The sequence below is a fragment of the Vibrio owensii CAIM 1854 = LMG 25443 genome, from assembly GCF_000817815.1.
GTDB lineage: Bacteria > Pseudomonadota > Gammaproteobacteria > Enterobacterales > Vibrionaceae > Vibrio > Vibrio owensii.
In genome coordinates this window covers 24,173-43,047 of record NZ_JPRD01000023.1, presented here as the reverse complement: position 1 = coordinate 43,047, position 18,875 = coordinate 24,173, and the positions used below count along the sequence as shown (strand labels likewise).

16 protein-coding genes are annotated in these 18,875 nt (G+C 46.3%); 12 read left to right on the top strand and 4 right to left on the bottom strand.

The window, feature by feature from the left end; genetic code table 11:
- Positions 1-58: 58 nt before the first annotated feature.
- Positions 59-895, bottom strand: a complete 837-nt coding sequence (gene ppsR / locus H735_RS13735; protein ID WP_005439262.1) for a posphoenolpyruvate synthetase regulatory kinase/phosphorylase PpsR — start codon at positions 893-895, stop codon at positions 59-61.
- 349 nt (positions 896-1,244) lie between these two features.
- Between ppsR and ppsA the strand changes: the two genes are divergently transcribed.
- From ppsA to H735_RS13695, 8 genes are all read left to right on the top strand, one after another.
- The gene (ppsA, locus tag H735_RS13730; protein ID WP_027726571.1) at positions 1,245-3,614 is read left to right on the top strand and encodes a phosphoenolpyruvate synthase; all 2,370 of its coding nucleotides are present in this window, start codon (positions 1,245-1,247) and stop codon (positions 3,612-3,614) included.
- Between the two features lie 176 nt (positions 3,615-3,790).
- Positions 3,791-4,570, top strand: coding sequence for a lipid-binding SYLF domain-containing protein (locus tag H735_RS13725; RefSeq protein ID WP_005429616.1), 780 nt, complete (start codon positions 3,791-3,793; stop codon positions 4,568-4,570).
- Positions 4,571-4,687: 117 nt separating this feature from the next.
- Positions 4,688-5,509, top strand: coding sequence for a LuxR family transcriptional regulator (locus H735_RS13720; RefSeq protein ID WP_020194657.1), 822 nt, complete (start codon positions 4,688-4,690; stop codon positions 5,507-5,509).
- A gap of 81 nt (positions 5,510-5,590) precedes the next feature.
- Positions 5,591-6,847 (top strand): tyrosine--tRNA ligase, encoded by a 1,257-nt coding sequence (gene tyrS / locus H735_RS13715; protein WP_020194656.1) that lies wholly within the window; start codon positions 5,591-5,593, stop codon positions 6,845-6,847.
- Positions 6,848-7,005: 158 nt separating this feature from the next.
- Entirely contained in the window at positions 7,006-7,302 is a 297-nt protein-coding gene (locus tag H735_RS13710) for a Dabb family protein (RefSeq protein ID WP_020194655.1), read from the top strand.
- A 133-nt stretch (positions 7,303-7,435) separates the two neighbouring features.
- A complete protein-coding gene (locus tag H735_RS13705; protein ID WP_020194654.1) occupies positions 7,436-8,389 on the top strand; it encodes a LysR family transcriptional regulator in 954 nt (317 codons plus the stop codon).
- Positions 8,390-8,506: 117 nt separating this feature from the next.
- A complete protein-coding gene (locus tag H735_RS13700) occupies positions 8,507-10,561 on the top strand; it encodes a hypothetical protein (RefSeq protein ID WP_042980018.1) in 2,055 nt (684 codons plus the stop codon).
- Positions 10,562-10,657: 96 nt separating this feature from the next.
- Positions 10,658-11,449 (top strand): hypothetical protein, encoded by a 792-nt coding sequence (locus tag H735_RS13695; RefSeq protein ID WP_020196063.1) that lies wholly within the window; start codon positions 10,658-10,660, stop codon positions 11,447-11,449.
- A gap of 81 nt (positions 11,450-11,530) precedes the next feature.
- On the opposite strand, the gene H735_RS13690 is transcribed toward H735_RS13695, so the two are convergent.
- Positions 11,531-13,006 carry a DUF1214 domain-containing protein gene (locus H735_RS13690; RefSeq protein WP_020196064.1) on the bottom strand — a complete coding sequence of 492 codons (1,476 nt, stop codon included), beginning with the start codon at positions 13,004-13,006 and terminating at the stop codon, positions 11,531-11,533.
- A gap of 129 nt (positions 13,007-13,135) precedes the next feature.
- Between H735_RS13690 and H735_RS13685 the strand changes: the two genes are divergently transcribed.
- Both H735_RS13685 and H735_RS13680 read left to right on the top strand, forming a co-directional pair.
- On the top strand, positions 13,136-14,161 hold the full coding sequence (locus H735_RS13685; protein WP_027726683.1) for an AraC family transcriptional regulator: 1,026 nt from the start codon (positions 13,136-13,138) through the stop codon (positions 14,159-14,161).
- A 125-nt stretch (positions 14,162-14,286) separates the two neighbouring features.
- Positions 14,287-15,291 (top strand): DUF1214 domain-containing protein, encoded by a 1,005-nt coding sequence (locus H735_RS13680; RefSeq protein WP_020196066.1) that lies wholly within the window; start codon positions 14,287-14,289, stop codon positions 15,289-15,291.
- 76 nt (positions 15,292-15,367) lie between these two features.
- Here the strand turns inward: H735_RS13680 and H735_RS13675 are convergent, their stop codons facing one another.
- Complete coding sequence (locus tag H735_RS13675) at positions 15,368-16,282, bottom strand: LysR family transcriptional regulator (RefSeq protein WP_020196067.1); 915 nt, start codon at positions 16,280-16,282, stop codon at positions 15,368-15,370.
- Positions 16,283-16,310: 28 nt separating this feature from the next.
- Positions 16,311-16,670 carry a DUF6559 family protein gene (locus H735_RS13670; RefSeq protein ID WP_020196068.1) on the bottom strand — a complete coding sequence of 120 codons (360 nt, stop codon included), beginning with the start codon at positions 16,668-16,670 and terminating at the stop codon, positions 16,311-16,313.
- A 129-nt stretch (positions 16,671-16,799) separates the two neighbouring features.
- On the opposite strand from H735_RS13670, the gene H735_RS13665 reads away from it, so the two are divergent.
- Together H735_RS13665 and H735_RS13660 are read left to right on the top strand one after the other, a co-directional pair.
- Positions 16,800-17,681: a LysR family transcriptional regulator gene (locus tag H735_RS13665; protein ID WP_020196069.1), complete on the top strand. Its 882-nt coding sequence runs from the start codon at positions 16,800-16,802 to the stop codon at positions 17,679-17,681.
- A gap of 103 nt (positions 17,682-17,784) precedes the next feature.
- Complete coding sequence (locus H735_RS13660) at positions 17,785-18,867, top strand: efflux RND transporter periplasmic adaptor subunit (RefSeq protein WP_020196070.1); 1,083 nt, start codon at positions 17,785-17,787, stop codon at positions 18,865-18,867.
- Positions 18,868-18,875: the final 8 nt, after the last annotated feature.

Below are 18,875 nucleotides of genomic sequence, written 5' to 3'. Positions count from 1 at the left end.
GCGCAGATGCCTCCTCTTTTGTAATTTATCGTTGGTAACTTAGGCAAACAAGGGCAACTTAGCCAAACAAGCGACGCTTCATCCCTGCTCTTTCAAGAATGCGGGTAGTGATCTCTTCTACCGACAGCGATGACGTGTTGATGTAAGGAATAGCTTCTCTTCTAAACAGTGCTTCTACCGTATCAAGCTCCAACTTACATTGCTCAGTGCTGGCGTATTCGCTGCCTGACAAGCGATTCTCGCGGATTTCATTCAACCGTTCTGGGTTGATGGTTAAACCAAACAGTTTATGGCGATGGATTTCAAACTCCGGCAATAAACGCATCATCTTGACGTCTTCGGCGATAAACGGGTAGTTCACGACACGTAAACCAAATTGCATCGCCATGTACAGACTGGTTGGGGTTTTGCCACTGCGAGAAACACCAAGAAGGATAATATCGGCCTCATCCAAGCCTTTAAGTGTGATGCCGTCATCGTGAGCCAAGGTGTATTCAATCGCAGCGATACGGTCGAAATAGGTATCCGAATCTTTGCTTACGCTACGTGAGCGCTGCATCTTCGGTTGTGGTTCCATTTGAATGTCGTCTTGCACCTTCTGCACAATGCTTTCTAGCACGTCATAGCTATGAGCAGGGGCTTTTAGCAGCATTTCACGAATTTCTGGCACAACAATCGAGAAGAAAACCAAAGGCTTAATCCCATCACGCTGGTAGGAAATCTCGATTTCTTTGATGACATCGGCGACTTTGTCTTCACTTTCGACAAAAGGAAAGGTTTTTTCATTAGGAATGAAGGAAAACTGACCCAGAACAACATGCCCTAACGTCTCACATGTTATGGCCGTTCCGTCAGAAACATAGAATACATCACGACTTTGGCTATTTATTTGCATTTTAGTTTAATTTTTAAAATTCATTTGAGTAGGATGGTTTACATAATATTAATAAATGAGTTTGGCTTGCAATTGCGTGCCCCACAGCTTTGAAAATTCTTCGGAGTTTTTTTAAGCCAAGACGTAATCGTTTGCCTTTCATATCAACCACGATAAGTGTTGAACTATGTTTGCGTCGGAAAATTCGTTTAAGCCCCAGTTGGGAAGTTGTAGTTAACGCCCCTTACCTACAATGGCTGCTTGTCAGCTCGATACTGCGTCTTCAATGACATTGACCTGCAAGGATGCTCAACCGCTGCTCGAGGTTGGTATAAATCCCTACAAAGCTGCAATGTTTCTGGAGAAAGACATGCAAAAGAACACCCTCTGGTTCAATGGACTATCCATGGATGATGTCGACAAAGTCGGCGGTAAAAATGCTTCACTTGGCGAAATGGTTTCTAACCTAGCCAATGTTGGTGTATCAGTACCAAACGGTTTTGCGACAACCTCGTATGCGTTTAACCAATTCCTTGACCACGAAGGTTTGGATGAGCGTATTCACCAACTACTTGATGAACTGGACGTTGAGGATGTAGAAGCCCTGCGTAAGACAGGTGCCACCATTCGTCAATGGGTATTAGAAGCCCCGTTCCCTGCGGATCTTGAACAAGACATCCGTGATAACTACAAAGAACTGACAGACAATCATCCTGAGATTTCTGTTGCCGTTCGCTCTTCTGCAACTGCAGAGGATCTACCGGACGCGTCATTTGCTGGTCAGCAAGAGACGTTCCTAAACGTAAAAGGCATTGATGCTGTATTAGAAGCGACCAAGCACGTTTACGCTTCTTTGTTCAATGACCGTGCAATTTCATACCGTGTACACCAAGGCTTTAACCACCGTGGCATTTCGCTATCGGCAGGTATTCAACGCATGGTGCGCTCGGACAAAGCCTCTTCTGGCGTTATGTTCACCCTAGATACGGAATCAGGCTTCGACCAAGTCGTATTCATCACCTCTTCTTGGGGCTTGGGTGAAATGGTGGTTCAGGGTGCGGTTAACCCTGATGAATTCTACGTTCACAAGCCAATGCTAGAAGCAGGTCAACACCCAATTGTTAAAAAGACCTTTGGCTCTAAGCAGATCAAAATGATCTACTCAGACCGTCAAGAGATCGGTAAGCAAGTTGAGATCATCGACACGTCAGTAGAAGAGCGCAACGCATTCTCTCTGAATGATGAAGAGATCAAAGAGCTAGCAAAACAGGCGATGATCATCGAAAAGCACTACAAACGTCCTATGGACATTGAGTGGGCAAAAGATGGCATCGACGGCAAACTTTACATCGTACAGGCACGCCCAGAGACAGTATGTTCTCAAAGCGAGCAAAACGTGATTGAGCGTTACGAGCTAAGCAACAAAGCAGATGTTTTGGTTGAAGGTCGTGCGATTGGTCAACGTATCGGCAAAGGCCCAGTGCGCTTAGTCGACTCTCTAGACCAAATGTCATTGGTACAAGATGGTGATGTGCTGGTGACAGACATGACTGACCCAGATTGGGAACCAGTAATGAAGAAAGCCTCTGCGATTGTCACTAACCGTGGCGGCCGTACTTGCCACGCAGCGATCATAGCACGTGAGCTTGGTATTCCTGCAATCGTTGGTTGTGGTGATGCCACCAGCAAACTGACGGACGGCGAGACCGTGACTGTGTCTTGTGCAGAAGGTGAAACGGGCTACGTTTACCAAGGCGAGCTGGATTTCGAAATCAAACGCTCTGCGGTCGATGAGCTTCCGCTGCTTCCAACCAAAGTCATGATGAATGTGGGTAACCCAGACCGTGCATTCGACTTCGCTCAAATTCCAAACGAAGGTGTGGGTCTTGCGCGTCTTGAATTCATCATCAACAAGATGATTGGTATTCACCCGAAAGCCTTGCTGAACTTTGATGCGCAAAGCGATGAGCTAAAAGCTGAAATCACTGAGCGTATCCGTGGCTACAAAGATCCAATCGATTTCTACGTTAGCAAGCTAACCGAAGGCATTGCGACTATCGCATCTGCATTCTGGCCAAAACGCGTGATCGTTCGTATGTCTGATTTCAAATCGAACGAGTACAGCAACTTGGTCGGCGGTAAAGGTTACGAACCACATGAAGAGAACCCAATGCTGGGCTTCCGTGGTGCGTCTCGCTACATTTCTCCAGTGTTTGAAGACTGTTTCGAGCTAGAAACTCAAGCAATCAAACGCGTTCGTAACGAGATGGGTCTGAAGAACGTTGAAATCATGATCCCATTCGTTCGTACACCGAGCGAAGCGGCATCGGTTATCGACCTACTGGCTAAGTTCGACCTACGCCGCGGCGACCAAGGTTTGAAAGTCATCATGATGTGTGAGCTACCGTCAAACGCTGTACTTGCTGAAGAGTTCTTAAAGTACTTCGATGGTTTCTCTATCGGTTCAAACGACATGACACAGCTTACGCTTGGTCTTGACCGTGACTCTGGCGACGTTGCTCACCTATTCGATGAACGCAACCCAGCAGTGAAAGCCATGCTGCAAATGGCCATCGATGCGGCAACCAAAGCAGGCAAATACGTCGGTATCTGTGGCCAAGGCCCATCAGACCACGATGACCTAGCGGAATGGTTGATGGAACAAGGCATCAGCTCTGTGTCATTGAACCCAGATACGGTTATCGATACTTGGTTGAAGCTAGGTAAAGTGAGCAAGTAATACGCTCCTTCCCAACTCGTAATGCAAAGCCCTCAAGCCTCGGTTTGAGGGCTTTTTCTATCATGTCAAGCTCTGTGAGTTCGTGACGGTAATCCCAACCTAAACGGCGTGCTAATTTTCCCTCTGAGATTTTTCACCTAGAATGAAAGAATCTGATTTCATAAAAGAATGGACCTATGAAAAAGCCACTTGCACTTGTTACCGCTTTAACGCTACTCGCCTCTCCGGCTTACGCAGATTGGGACGACATTTCTAACAGTCTCTCAGACCTTGGTGACGCCGTCTCTGATACTGCAAAAGACACTTGGGATGACACCAAGGCGTTCTCAAAACAAGCTTGGCAAGATTTCACTAACTGGTCTGAAGATGCGATCAACACTGCGGGTGAATGGACTGATGCCAGCATTGAGACCAGTAAAAAGTGGATCGACGATGCCGATAAGAAAATCGATGAATTGATGGAAGGCGATACACCTGAAGAAGCACGCCAAGCGATCGATTTAATGGCGGATAGCACCCTGCTAAAACTCTTCAATGAGAAACCAGAAGCAAAAGATCTTTACGACAACGCTTACGGCTATGCGGTGTTTGATTCACGCAAACTGTCGCTGATGTTCCACACCAACTCCGGCTCTGGTGTTGCAGTCAACAAGTCAACGGATAAGCGCACTTACATGAACATGTTTGGCGCGGGTGTTGCCCTTGGTGTTGGCGGTAAGTTCTACCAACAAGTCGTGCTGTTTGAGGAAGAAAAAGACTTCAACACCTTTGTCGAAGAAGGCTGGGAAGCATCGAGCGAAGCCTCTTTAGTTGCTGGTGAGGATGGCGAAGAGATGACAGCGCAATTCAACAGCGGCGTGGCGGTGTATCAGCTAAACACCACTGGCTTGTTGGTTGATGCGAACGTTTCTGGCTCGAAATACTGGGTGAATAAAGAGCTGACCGATTCGCAGTAACCGCTTAGTGACAATGATTTATTGATGGGGGGCACAACGCTCCCCTTTTTGATCACTTTGGGATCACTGTCTGTTGCGTTATGCTTATCTCAACCTTTATCGAACTCCCGAATCCCCATGCCGAACGACGCATTCAACACTCAACTTGCAGAGACAATTTCTGCCCTTAACTCACCAAGCTTTACGCCTAAACTGATGCGCGTTATTGCTTCGTTATTGAGTTTTGATTGCGCGGTGATCCTCGGCTACCGCGAAGGCAAACACCCTATCTATCTGTATGATTCGATTGAGAATGAGCGCGAGCTTTTGTTTCAGCGTTACCTCACCACCTCTTTTCAAAACGACCCGTTTTACCAGAAGCTTAACGCTAACAAAGAGCAAGGCATCTTTACGCTCAAAGATGTCGTAGGCAAAGACGTCACGCGTAACGATCTCGATTACCAAGCCTACTGTGAGCAGTTTTACCATCAAACGGGTTGGAAGGATGAACTCAGCATGCTGATTGAAATCGAGCCGACACGTTGGGTGATGCTCTACTTTGGGTTTATGCAGGACGATAAGCGCTTCACCAAGCCTCAAGTCACCAAGCTTAAATCTTACTTCGCCATTATCCAGTCTTTGTGCCAACAGCACTGGAAACAAACCGAGTTTACACTCGCCGAGCCAGTATTCAGCCCTAACGTTTATTCAGGACAAATGCGTGCCGCGATTGAATCCGCATTGGCATCGTTTGGTCAAACCGTCCTTACTAAACGAGAACAAGAAATCGCGGCACTGATCGCGCAAGGCTATGACAGCAAAGAGATTGCAACGCAGCTCGATGTTGCAGAAGGCACCGTTAAGAACCACCGCAAACGCATCTACGCACAGTTAAATGTCGCGTCGTTAAGCGAGTTCTTTCAGTTGTTTCTCAACCACCTGATCACTCAATCAAGATAACAAACTGTCCCTTTAGGGATATATCTCGATTCCGCATCGCCTTTTAATCTGAACACAACCAAACCAGATAAAGATAAGACGATGACACTGATTGAAGATTTACAAGCTCGCGGTTTGATTGCCCAAGCGAGCGATTTAGACCAAGTTCAACAACTGCTTTCTACGCCACAAACCTTGTACTGCGGTTTCGATCCAACCGCAGGTAGCCTGCACATTGGCCACCTTGTGCCACTGATTATGCTCAAACGTTTTCAAGATGCAGGACACCAAGCCATCGCCCTAATTGGCGGTGCGACCGGTATGATTGGTGACCCGAGCTTTAAAGCCACAGAGCGAAGCTTAAACTCAGAAGAGACCGTAACGGGTTGGGTACAAGATCTGTCGAATCAAATTCAACAGTTGATGAATAACCAAGTCAGCAAACCAATGATCATGGTAAACAATGCGGATTGGGTGAAGCAGATTAATGTGATCGACTTCTTCCGCGACGTAGGTAAGCATTTCTCCGTGAATACCATGATCAGCCGAGAGTCGGTGAAGCAACGCTTACAACGTCCAGATCAAGGCATCTCATTCACCGAGTTTAGTTACGCGCTACTGCAATCTTACGACTTCGCAGAACTAAACCGTCAGTACGGCTGCCGCCTACAAATCGGTGGCAATGACCAATGGGGCAACATTGTTAGCGGCATTGACCTTACTCGCCGTCAAAATGATGAGCAGGTCTTCGGTCTAACCCTACCTTTGATCACCAAATCTGACGGCACTAAATTTGGTAAAACCGAAGGTGGCGCTGTGTGGTTAGATCCAAGTAAGACCTCACCTTACGCTTTCTACCAATTCTGGTTATCTGCGGAAGATGCCGATGTTTACCACTTTCTGCGCTACTACACCTTCTTGAGTTGCGATGAGATTGCTGCGATTGAAGCCCAAGACAAAGAGAGCAAAGGCAAACCACAAGCACAGCGTATCCTAGCAGAGCAAATGACGCGTTTTGTCCACGGTGAAGAAGGCTTAGCAAGTGCAGAGCGAATCACTCAAGCGCTATTTAGCGGCAATGTGCAGCAGCTAAGTTTGAGCGAGCTAAAACAGTTGGAACTCGATGGCTTACCAAGCATGCAAAGCGCCGAGCAAGACTTGGTAGAACTACTGGTTGAATCGGGCTTAGCCAACTCAAAGCGCATTGCTCGTGAGCTGATTGGCAACAACGCCATCAGTGTGAACGGCGAGAAAGTGGATGCAGAAAACCCAAGTTTGAACTTCCCGTTGTTCGATCAATACTGGTTGCTTCAACGAGGTAAAAAGCATTTCTACTTGGTGAAACGCGTCGAAGGTTAACGGTTCCCATCTAACGACCTAGATAAACCAACTAAAAACGCGAGCCAAAGTGTTCGCGTCTTTGATTCCTTATTTTGTGAAGCCAAAAGCTAACTTTAGAGTGGATGCCCGTTATAGTGTTGTTCTTCAAACACAACAAAATATAACAACACAAAACCATGATCAGACACATTCTACTCATCAAATTTAAAACATCTGCCACCAGCGACAAAATCCAACAACTTCGAGAGCTATTCGAAGCCATGCCAACGAAAGTGGAAGGTGTAACCGACGTTGAATGGGGTTTAAACAACAGCCCAGAAGGAAAGAACAAAGACTACACACACGCCGTGATGATGACGTTTGCCGATGAAGCGGGTCGTCAGAACTACTTACCTCATCCAGAACACGATGCGTTGAAAGAGGTATTTAGACCACTACTTGAAGACATCATTGTGTTTGATTACGAAATCTAATTGATGTGTTCAGCTAATCGATTCAAGCCATCAACTTGTGAGTCAAAGGTCCAACCTTTTGTTGCAGCTTTGACTCTCAGTACTAAATTAAGGATATTGAAGTAAGCGACATCAACGGCAAAGGACGTGAATATTGAAAGATTTATACTCCAACTTAGACTTAAATCTTCTGAGAACTTTTTTGGTCATCTATCAGGAGCAAAATCTTCAAAAAGCGTCCAATCGATTGTTCGTCACCGCGCCCGCTCTCAGTAAATCCTTAACTAAGTTGAGAAACCATTTCGATGATCCGCTGTTTGTCAAAGTGCCCACGGGGCTATCACCGACTCACTTTGCTACTGAACTTTACGGTGTCATTGAGCCAACGTTCGATAAGCTCTCGAAAAAGCTGAACTCCCTCAACCAATTCGATCCTGCAGAGCTTGAAGGTAAAATCACCGTCGCGATTTCCCCGATATTATTGCAAGCTTTAGGCAAAGACCTATTCAGTGAAATTAGCCGACAAGCGCCAAACGTGGAACTTCACTTGCCTTGCTGGAATAATAACTCACTCGATGATCTTGCCAATGGAACCTGTAAAGTCGGCATTAACTACGAGTTACCTTTCTCGCGCAAAGACATTCTTAGCGAAGTGGTGGGGCAAGACTTGTTTGGCATCTACGTTCGCAAAGACCACCCTCTGGCAGCAAAAACCATTTCGTTGGCCGACACCATTTCTTACCCTCTGGCGCTTTTGCTCGTCACGGATTGGAACATCGATGAACCATACGCGATCAAAGTGCTTCGAGAATACTATCCTGATGTTCCGCCAAAGATTGCGTTTCGCTCCGAGTTGCCATCCCCTATTCTGGAAATATTGGCAGAGACAGACCTGCTGTTTCCCTATACCGCCTTTTTCCACATTGAGCGTTATCCCAAGCTCACCGCTTTGGATATCAAGAAAGATCAGTTGGACAAACTGCTTAAGCGGATTCATGTCTATTACCCCAACAAGGATCGATTCGACCCTGTTCAGCAATGGCTAATGGCAATTATTGCTAACTTACTGAATCAATTACCTCAGGCACACAACCCTATTAACTCTTAGTTAATACCCATTTTCCTTCTGCTCAATATTCGTCCAGATGTATTAAAAGTAAGATTTTCTCATCGGTCGGGCATGCATCGCTCTGCCTTTCTTCCAAGCGATTATGAGAAATCACCAATGAGAAAATCACTTCTAGCTACCATCGTTTTTAGTTCTCTTTCTGTTAATGCTTACGCTGTGCAAGTCGACACTCGTGAAGCTAATCGTCAAACCTCAATCTTAATTGATCAACAACTTTCCGCATCACAGGCGATGTATGTCGCTAGCTTGAATGCACGTAATCAACAAATGGAATTGAGTGAGTTTGCAACGGAAGACGCTACCGATGAAAGCAGTTGGGACAGCGCAGGCGCGATTGCTGGCGGCCTTCTTGTTGGGGCGGTAGGTAGTATCAGCACGGGTGGTTCAAGTTCCGATCCTGCTTCACCGATGAAGCCAATCTCAGTGACGCCAAATAACCCAATCGAGACCGAGATTGGGAATCCGAACATGGAATACGACTACGCATGGCACGACCAAACTCTTGTCATCACCGAGAAAGGCACTGATGTTTGGGTAGCGACAGGTACGCTTGAGAAGACTAACTCTGGTGTTGAGCTTGTTATCAAGCACAGCACAGGCGAAGTGGTTCGTATCCCGCTAGAAAACGGCAAGCCTGTTATCAAGCCGGGCACGCCATCAAACCCTATTGAAGGCGAAGTTGGTAACCCGAATATGGAATACGATTACGCATGGCACGACCAAACTCTTGTCATCACTGAGAAAGGCACTGATGTTTGGGTAGCAACAGGTACGCTCGAGAAGACTAACTCTGGCGTCGAGCTTGTTATCAAGCACAGCACAGGCGAAGTGGTTCGTATCCCACTAGAAAACGGCAAACCAGTGATCAAACCGGGCACGCCATCTAACCCGATTGAAGGCGAAGTTGGTAATCCGAACATGGAATACGACTACGCATGGAATGACCAAACGCTGATCATCACTGAGAAAGGCACTGATGTTTGGGTAGCGACAGGTACACTTGAGAAGACTAACACTGGCGTCGAGCTTGTTATTAAGCACAACACAGGCGAAGTGGTTCGCATCCCACTAGAGAACGGCAAGCCTGTTATCAAGCCGGGCACACCATCTAACCCGATTGAAGGCGAAGTTGGTAACCCGAACATGGAATACGATTACGCATGGCATGACCAAACTCTTGTCATCACTGAGAAAGGCACAGATGTTTGGGTAGCGACAGGCACGCTTGAGAAGACTAACACTGGCGTCGAGCTTGTTATCGAGCACAGCACAGGCGAAGTGGTTCGTATCCCGCTAGAGAACGGTAAGCCTGTTATCAAGCCGGGCACACCATCTAACCCGATTGAAGGTGAAGTTGGTAATCCGAATATGGATTACGATTACGTATGGCATGACCAAACGCTAATCATCACTGAGAAAGGCACTGATGTTTGGGTAGCGACAGGTACGCTCGAGAAAACGAATACTGGTGTTGAGCTTGTTATCAAACACAGCACAGGCGAAGTGGTTCGTATCCCGCTAGAGAACGGCAAACCTGTTATCAAGCCGGGCACGCCATCAAACCCAATCGAGGGGGAAGTTGGTAATCCAAATATGGAATACGACTACGCATGGAATGACCAGACGCTGATCATCACAGAGAAAGGCACCGATGTTTGGGTAGCAACAGGAACACTTGAGAAGACGAATACTGGAGTTGAGCTTGTAATCAAGCACAGCACTGGCGAAGTGGTTCGTATCCCGCTAGAGAACGGTAAGCCTGTTATCAAGCCGGGCACACCATCTAACCCAATCGAGGGTGAAGTTGGTAATCCAAACATGGAATACGACTACGCTTGGCACGACCAAACGCTGATCATCACTGAAAAAGGCAACGATAACTGGGTAGCAACGGGCACTATTGAACCAAACAATACTGACTCCGGCTTTGACCTTGTTATTAAACACAACACTGGTGAAGAGGTTCGTATTCCACTTGAAAATGGCAAACCAGTGTTCAAACCAACTGGAAACAATGAGTTTGATGCTTACCAAATCACAGAGAAGGTAAACGCTTCAGACTTCGATATTCAAAACGTTAAAGATCGCTTTAATGCTTTGTCTGCGGAGCAACGCAAGAAAATCCGTCAATTTGTAAATACTAGAAAATAACGTCAGTCGGAATTCAAGCCCCCTTTCCTTGGGGGCTTTTTTATCTTAATTCTGTCCCGCATTCACAGCATGGAAGCCCATTAAAGAGAGCCGCTCGTGAGATTTCCGTTTACAACCTTTATCGTTTCTTTGCTACTTCTGCCATTTCAAACCAACGCAAGTACAGAACCGGAGCATGTCCATACTAAACTCCAAGAACTAGAATCACCGGAAGAATCCCAACAAGATTGGGGAACCTTACTTGTCGAAACATTCGATGTTTCAGTCAGTAAAAGTGATTTTCTTGGGGAATATTCGAACGACTATGTTTTCACCCTAAATGGTTCTTATAACTTGAACGATAAGTGGCGCCTATTTGGCTCGGTAGACAGCGACAAATTTGGTGACATTGGGCTTGGTTATTCTTTCCTACTCTTCGACCAAATTTACAACGAAGTAAGCGCTTCTGTTGGTGGAAACACAGATAAAACGGGCGTTTATACCACAGGGTTGTTTTCAGCCGCGCAATTAGGTGACGCGATAGTGTTCACCAATTTCGATGTTCAATACATCGATAGCCGATTTGAGGGAGAGGGTTGGGACATTCGTGATGAATCGTTCAATCTGAACAAGTTGGTTGGTGTGCTTTACCCTGTGAATGATGTATTAGAGCTGTCTGCCTCGTACGGACACGACAGTAATCTTTACGGAAAAGCGCAGCTCAATCTTGATGAATTGCCATGCTCCAGACCGATTTGCACCAACAGAAATACAACCGATGCCGACAGCTATATTAATCTCGGCTTTACGTTGAATCTTTGGGGAGTAAAACCGTATTTATCTCATCGATTTGACCTCAATGATTCAAACCGAAACTACTGGGATTTTAGTTTGTCATTTGATTACTAATTCAAATTAGCGGCAGAGCATCAAACGCAGTGAGTCTTAAAAAAGCCACCACGACAATTTTCATCATGGTGGCTTTTCGGGTTATTTCACGTGTTTAAAGTTTGGCAAAATCGTTTCTGGTTTCTGCTCAACAAACGCTTTGCTTGGTGAGTAAGCACGGAAGTACACAAACCAGTTTTCATCTGGTCGAGTTTGTACCCAGTTTGCTTCATTCACACCTTCTGGCTTGGTTGGTGAAAAGTGGAACGTGTAGTTACCGTCTGCGTCTTTCACTGTGCCCGGAACGTTTGAGCCCACATCGGCACGTTGAATACTGTTATCGATGATGGCGCGGTTTTCCACGTTGTACACAGTGATGGTCCAGAACAAATCGGCGTAGTTCACATCGCCATCTAAAGTTAGCGTGTAGTGATTACTGCCGTTTAGACCATAGCCTTCGCCGTCACGATAGTTATCAAGGTATATCTGACCCCAGCCACCGTTTTCAAAACCATGCATCGCAATATCGTTCGTCACTGCTTCATAAAACCATGCTGCGCGACCATCGAGATCCATGCCATAAGCGCGATCTTGATTTGGTGTTGATGCTGTTGCAACTTCCCAACGGTTCCCTTCAGGCCCATATTCCGATTGATGTAAACGACCCGTTTTGTTGAAGTCGATATTCTTAGTCATGGCCTCACCAAGTACTACCGCTTCTTTCATGATCTTCACTTGCTCAGCATTTGGTTCGAAAGGTTTACCCTTCTCAATCCCCAATGGACGCAACATGTCATGCATCATGCGATCGCGCTCTGCAACAGGTTCTGTTTGAATGGCTTCGTTGAGCACTTGCCAAAACTCCATACCACGTGGGTGTTTCGCATCGAGACCTTTTTTCGGGAAGTTAACACCTCGGTCACTGAGTGGTTTGCCATCCAGATGCGTGATAGACATCGACTCCAAGTCCGTCATGCGCTGTTTCTCGGTTTTTGCCATTAAACGCACACCAAAGAAGACATAGTTGGTATCCGATTCAAGTACCACCGCATCTTTTGGTAGGTTCTTCGGTGTTTCGCTGCCCTTGGCTTTTATGACGTATGTGCCTGGTTTGGTCATTTGTGCAATGCCAATCTGCCACATGGTATGCACCGCACCACGCAGTTCATCGGTCGGGATGTTAACCACTACGGGCTCTTTCTCTACGTTAAACCATGTAATCGCGTAAGGCGTTGAGGTGTTGTAAGTTAAGCCGCCTAATTTAGACTGGTGAGATGCCACATAAGTAATTTGGCCATCTTCTGAGCCCATTTTTTCATACGCCGCCTTCCACGCGTAGTTAGACGTCAGCGGAATAGACCAAATGTAAGCTTGTGTCGCGCGCTGAAAATCCATCAGATTAAACAGTTTCTTTGAGCTTTCCTCTGTTGGGATGCCATTGAGCACGCTGGTTTCAAAAGCAAAATCACCAGAGCGGGTGTGCATGTTCTCAATCTTGATGTTGTTGTCTGCGTATGCGCCACTGGTTAAAGCGGCAAATATCAAACCAGAGATAAGGGTTTTCGTTACTTTTTTCATGTCTATTCTCTACTCGTCGTTTCAGGCGGTATCGGGATGAAGTTGAAATCAGTCATTTCTTGACCAACTCAATTTGGCGCAGTATAAAAACAAGCCAAGACCCAAAATTGACATTTTGAGAATATTTGAGTGAAAAACGAATATCGATTGAGTGCGTTATATCTCTCTGCTTTCCCTAGATTGTGCAGACGATATGGTGTTGAGCCTCAAACCTTAACCTCGAAGCTCAATATTCAAATCTCAACCTTACACGATGAAAACCAAGAGCTTAGCCATCAGCAATTTGCAAAACTGCTGAACTTGGCCGCCAAAGAGACCCAAGACCCGCTGTTCGCCCTAGAGCTCAGTACCTTGATTGACTACCAGTCTTTAGACATCGCTATGTTGCTGATTGCCAGTCAGGAATCTCTCGCAAACATCTATCCGGTTTTGTTTGGTCTATACAGCTATCAACAGCGCGCTTCTCGCCATCAACTTGATATTCGTGACGACATTGCTCGTCATTTTACTCAGTTCTTATTCGAACCCAACGTCGATACAAGCCAACACGCATTGCTTTCCATTGGAGGCATTATTACAACGTTCAAGATGATATTGGGCGAACGGTTGAAGTTACATCAAGTCCATTTTAAAGCGCGCTACCAAGGTGAGTCAGGAGCACAGCAGCAAACACAGATAGAACGTATTGAACGTTTCTTTGGATGCAAAGTGATATTGGATAGTCAGTTCGATGGTTTTGAGTTCCCCAAAGCCCTACTCGCAGAAAAGCCCGATTTGGAGATGACCATTACCAATCAAATGCGACGCAAGGTCTCTCACGGTCTTCAACATCACAACACGCTATTGGAAATCACCACCAACTCTATTCTGCTATTGCTTCCTCTCGGTGATATCAGCAAAACCTTGGTCAGCAAAATGCTCGGCATCCACCCGAGAACATTGCAGAACTTGTTGAACAAAAATAACCTCACCTACCGAGATATCGTGAATTCAGTTCGCGACACAGAGAGTAAGAAGCTACTCACCAACAGCGAATATCCAATCCGCACCATTGCTGACATGCTTTGCTACGCTTCTGCCGATTCTTTTATCCGCCAGTTCAAACGCACCAATGGCATCACCCCTTTGCAATATCGAAAACAGCATTGCGTATGACGGCTTGCAATCCAAGTTTGCAATTCGATTTGGTTATTATCTGAATTACATCAATTCATTTCTTTCATCACTGGCATATTGATAAAGTGAGGTCATCTCTTAATGACGACCTCAAGGTAAGCGACATGAAAAAGACCATCTTAGCGACTCTTATTGCCATCACCTCTATGCAGACCATGGCAGCCGTTAAAGTGACCGACGAAAACTTCGCCCGTGCAGAAACTGACCTGTACTTCACTCAACAACTAGAGCGCCAACCAATCAATGTGTTTGACCACAACCGAGACAGCGTCACCGTTGATAATCAGATGATCATTCGCTCAAACACCGACTTACTTTACTCAACAGCCGTGGTCGATGTGTCGAAAGGTGCCACTTTCCGTTTAGCGAAAGGTGATGCTTACCAAATCATGCATTTCTTCAACAACAATCACGACAACCACATGGCGATTTATGGTGGTGACGAGATCTACATTGATTCGAAAATTGCAGGCTCGGATTACATTTACATCTTAATGCGTACCGCTACGACGGCTGGCATGGAAGAAGCACATCGCTTACAAGATGCCGCCGTGATTGATGCAAAATCCGCAAAACCATTTAAGCCAGCACAACATTGGGACAGCGCCTCTCGCGACGCGGTACGTGCGAAATGGGAGAAGCAAGTCAACACGATTAAGACAGAAGAAGCCTTCACTACTGGTATTACTGCAACACCAGATAACAAGCAATTTATGATTGGTACCGCTGTGGGCTGGGCAGGCTTACCAGCAGAGTACGCGGTGTACTCTTCACGTGCAGGTACTGGCAAAGTTGAGTGTGCTGACATCACCTTCGATAAACCGTCACTAAGCTATGAAAAAGGCGGCTACTGGTCTATCACCGCATATTCAGGCAAAGGCTGGTTGATGACGGATAACAACAGCGCAGACTCAACCTCCGCTGTACCAAACAAAGATGGCTCTTACACCATTCACTTCGCACCGAAAGGCGAGACGTGTGGTGCCGCGAATAACGTAATTGAAGTGAACGATGCGGGCTGGAATTTCGCGCTGCGCGCTTATCGTCCGAGTGACAAAGCCAAAGCGATTGAGGAAATGCACAACTTCCCGAACGTGATGGCAAAATAACGCAGAACAGGCTTAATCTCCTCAGACCAAGCCTCTAAGAACACACCTCAAAGAACAAGCCTCTCGATGGAGAGGCTTATTGTTTTTCTTGGATGATGGCTCGAGAAGTGGTGATGATTTTTCGTTTGAGCCACTGATGCATCGGGTGCATGCGTTTATTGTGCGATTCCACCAGCACAATATTTTTAAGTTCATCTGGGGTGTGATTAGGGAAAGAGACATATTCAAACTCACCGCGCAGATAATGAGCAAGCTGTCGAGAGCAAGGCAAGATGATCTCACTCTGTTTGACCACATCAAGCAAGGTATGCAGATAGGAGCTTCGCGCTTTTACTTTCAACACTTCACTTGAAAGGTGCTTAGCAATAAAGGGCTGAGTATCATTCCAACCCGGCACCACCAAACTGGCGTATTCTGCTTGATTGATTTCAGCTTGAGACAGGGTCTTTCCTGCCAACGGGTGGTGGGTTTTAACTAACCCAACAAAATCATCTTCACCAATCACTTGGTGGGTAAATTGCTTATTGGTGTCGATTGGCGAGTAGTTGATGGCCGCTTGAATTTCGCCATCGAGCAACTTTTTGAGTGTTTGAGAGCCCCAATTCACTATGTTTACTTGTGCGTTTGGTGCCTCTTCAATCACCGCGAGACACAAGCGTGCACCGAGCCAATTGGAGATAAAGCCATTAATCGCAATGGTAATGTTGCCTTGGTAGTCGGCAGGCTCAAACGTTGGCGAGTCAAGAATCACCTCATCCAAACTCTCCATGATCATCGGTAGCTTGTCACCCAGCTCAAGCGCACGAGGCGTTGGTTTTAGGCCAGAGTGAACACGAGTAAACAACTCATCATCAAAGTAATCACGAAGCCTTCCCAACGCTTTGCTGACTGCGGGTTGGCTCAACGCTAATTGGTCACCCGCAATACGCGTGTTCTTGGTTTCAAGTAGCACCAGAAAGATGCGAAGTAAGTTGAGATCCAGCTGCTTCATCGTGATTCGTTCCCCAATACAACCCTGTTTAGTATCGGCTATTCATTCCGAATCGGTGCGACATGTCATCGTCCATACGACCGCCTTTCCAACCACCCGAACCAAGTAGATTCAGTACATCTTGCGCCGTGTAATCTCCACCATCAAAAAAGTCATTCGAGACATCAGCACGCAAGGAAGTAAGCTCAGCTCTAACGTCTGCGCTCAGTTCTTGAGGATCGGCATACAGAGCCAAAGCGATCTGTTGTTGGCGCTTGCTCAACTCGCTTGTGCTGCTTTGCACTTGTCCGATAGAGAAATACTCGCGACTTCCATAGCCCTTAATCAATCTGGCAGAAAGCAACTTAATGACCTTCTTGATTCGACGACGTTGAATGACTCTCAGCACATTAATTTCCTATTTCTCTTTTCAAAAAAGTATCTGTTATCAAAAGTCACGTTATATTTTGTGCATAACGTTATGATGCTTTAGAGTGTCACGGTTTAGTACAGTGTTCAATAAGCATGGAGCGCCAGTGTGAAAATCGACGATCTTAAACTCTTCATTAAAGTGGTCGAGTTAGGAAGCTTTACCGCCGCAGCAAACGCATTGGATTTGCCGCGCGCGAATGTGAGTCGACGAATTGGCGAGTTAGAGCAATCCTTGGGCGCTCAGTTATTCCATCGCACCACACGCAGTTTATCGCTAACGAACAACGGCGAAGCTTATTATGAGAACCTGCAAAAAGCGCTGACCATGCTCGATTCCGCGAACGAACAAGTCAGCAATGACACCAATGAAGTTCGCGGCCGCATCAAACTCGGGTTACTGCCAGAAACCGACGAACTGGTTCGCCCAATTCTGTTTAACTTCCACGATAAATATCCTCATGTTGAGTTGGATATTCGCAACATCAACAATGGCTTTAGTGACATGTTCCAACAGGGCTTGGACATCGCTTTCCATGGTGGTGCATTGTTTGATTCCGACATCGTTGCGCGTAAGCTTCTAACACTCGACCGTTGTTTAGTCGCTTCTCCCAATTACCTTGAAACACACGGCATGCCAGAAAACCTAGAACAACTGAAGGAACACCAGTGTGTCTGTTTTCGTTGGCCAAATGGCGAGGTAGACAATGTATGGCACTTCCAAGAGCAAAGTGTACAACTGCACCCGAAGCTCATTTCTAACAACATTGGCTTTATTAAGAACGCGACGATTTTAGATCGTGGTATCACCTTTATGCCCAAACTACTGGTGAAGCGTGAGTTGGAATCCGGCAGCTTGGTGCAGCTATTGTCACAATATTCTGTCACTGAAGAATCGGGGTGGTTGCTTTACCCGCAGCCTAAGACATTGAGTCAGGCGAGCCGCTTACTTATTGACCACCTCATTAAAGAAGTCCCAAAACTCGTTTAGCTGAATGCATTGTCTCGTTTTTTGAGACAGTGAGTCTCATTGCCGAGTGATTATCTGAACATTGTACAATTGTATGATGGCACCAAAATTATGGAGCCATCGTATGAATCGTCTATTCAAAACTACTGCATTAGGTGCCGCAACATTGGCACTGTTTGGCTGTAATCAAAGCCAAAACACGTTCACCGAACCAGAGTCCCCTCGCCCAATTCAAGTTGTTGAAGTCACGGGTGAAAATACGGCGTTGAACAAATCGTTTAGTGGCATTGTTCAAGCAAAAGAGACCGCATCCCTTTCTTTTCGCGTTCCTGGCACGGTTGAGCGCGTTTTGGTGAAGAAAGGCGATCATGTCGAGAAAGGACAGATCATTGCTACGCTTGATCCTCACGATTACCAAGTTTCTTTGGAAGAACTTCAAGCACGTATGCTGGAAGCAAAGTCTGCGCATAAACTGGCAAAGGCTGAGCTAAAACGCGTGAAACAAGCCACCGATGATGACGCGATTGCCAGTGTGAATTTGGATCGTGCTATCAGCGGTTATGAGCGCAGTTTGTCTGCGGTTAAAGTGGTAGAGAAGAATATTCAACGCGCGCAAGATGCCTTGGCTTACACTACGCTGCGTGCACCATTTTCTGGCAGCATTGGCGAGGTACGAATCGACGCATTCGAGCAGACATTGCCGGGCGTAAGCGTCGCCACTCTTCAACAAGACGGTCAGTGGGAAGTGGATATCGACGTGCCTGAGAACATGATTCGTCAGTTTAGTCTTGGGCAAACAGCGGCACTGTCTTGGTATGGCTCAGAGCAAACATACCGTGCGAACGTCGCTGAAATCGCGCCTAAAAAACATCTCATCAAACAAACTTACCCTGTCACTCTAGCTATCGATTCAATTTCTAACGAGCTGTTCAATGGCAAAGCCGTTACGGTCACAACCTCATTTCAGCCCGATCAATCCAGTCATTGCTTCCCCTATTCTGCCATTTTAGGTGAAAAGAAATCGCTACACGTCAATGTCGTTCGTGACGCTATCGTGCACACCGAGCCAGTGAGTTTACAATCCATCGACTCGCATCAAGCTTGTGTCTCCGGCGCTTTCAGTCCAGGCGACTATGTGGTCATTAGCGGCACTCATTATCTTCAAGCTGGCGACAACACGCCGAACTTAACCATCAAAACGCTATAGGTTCGAAT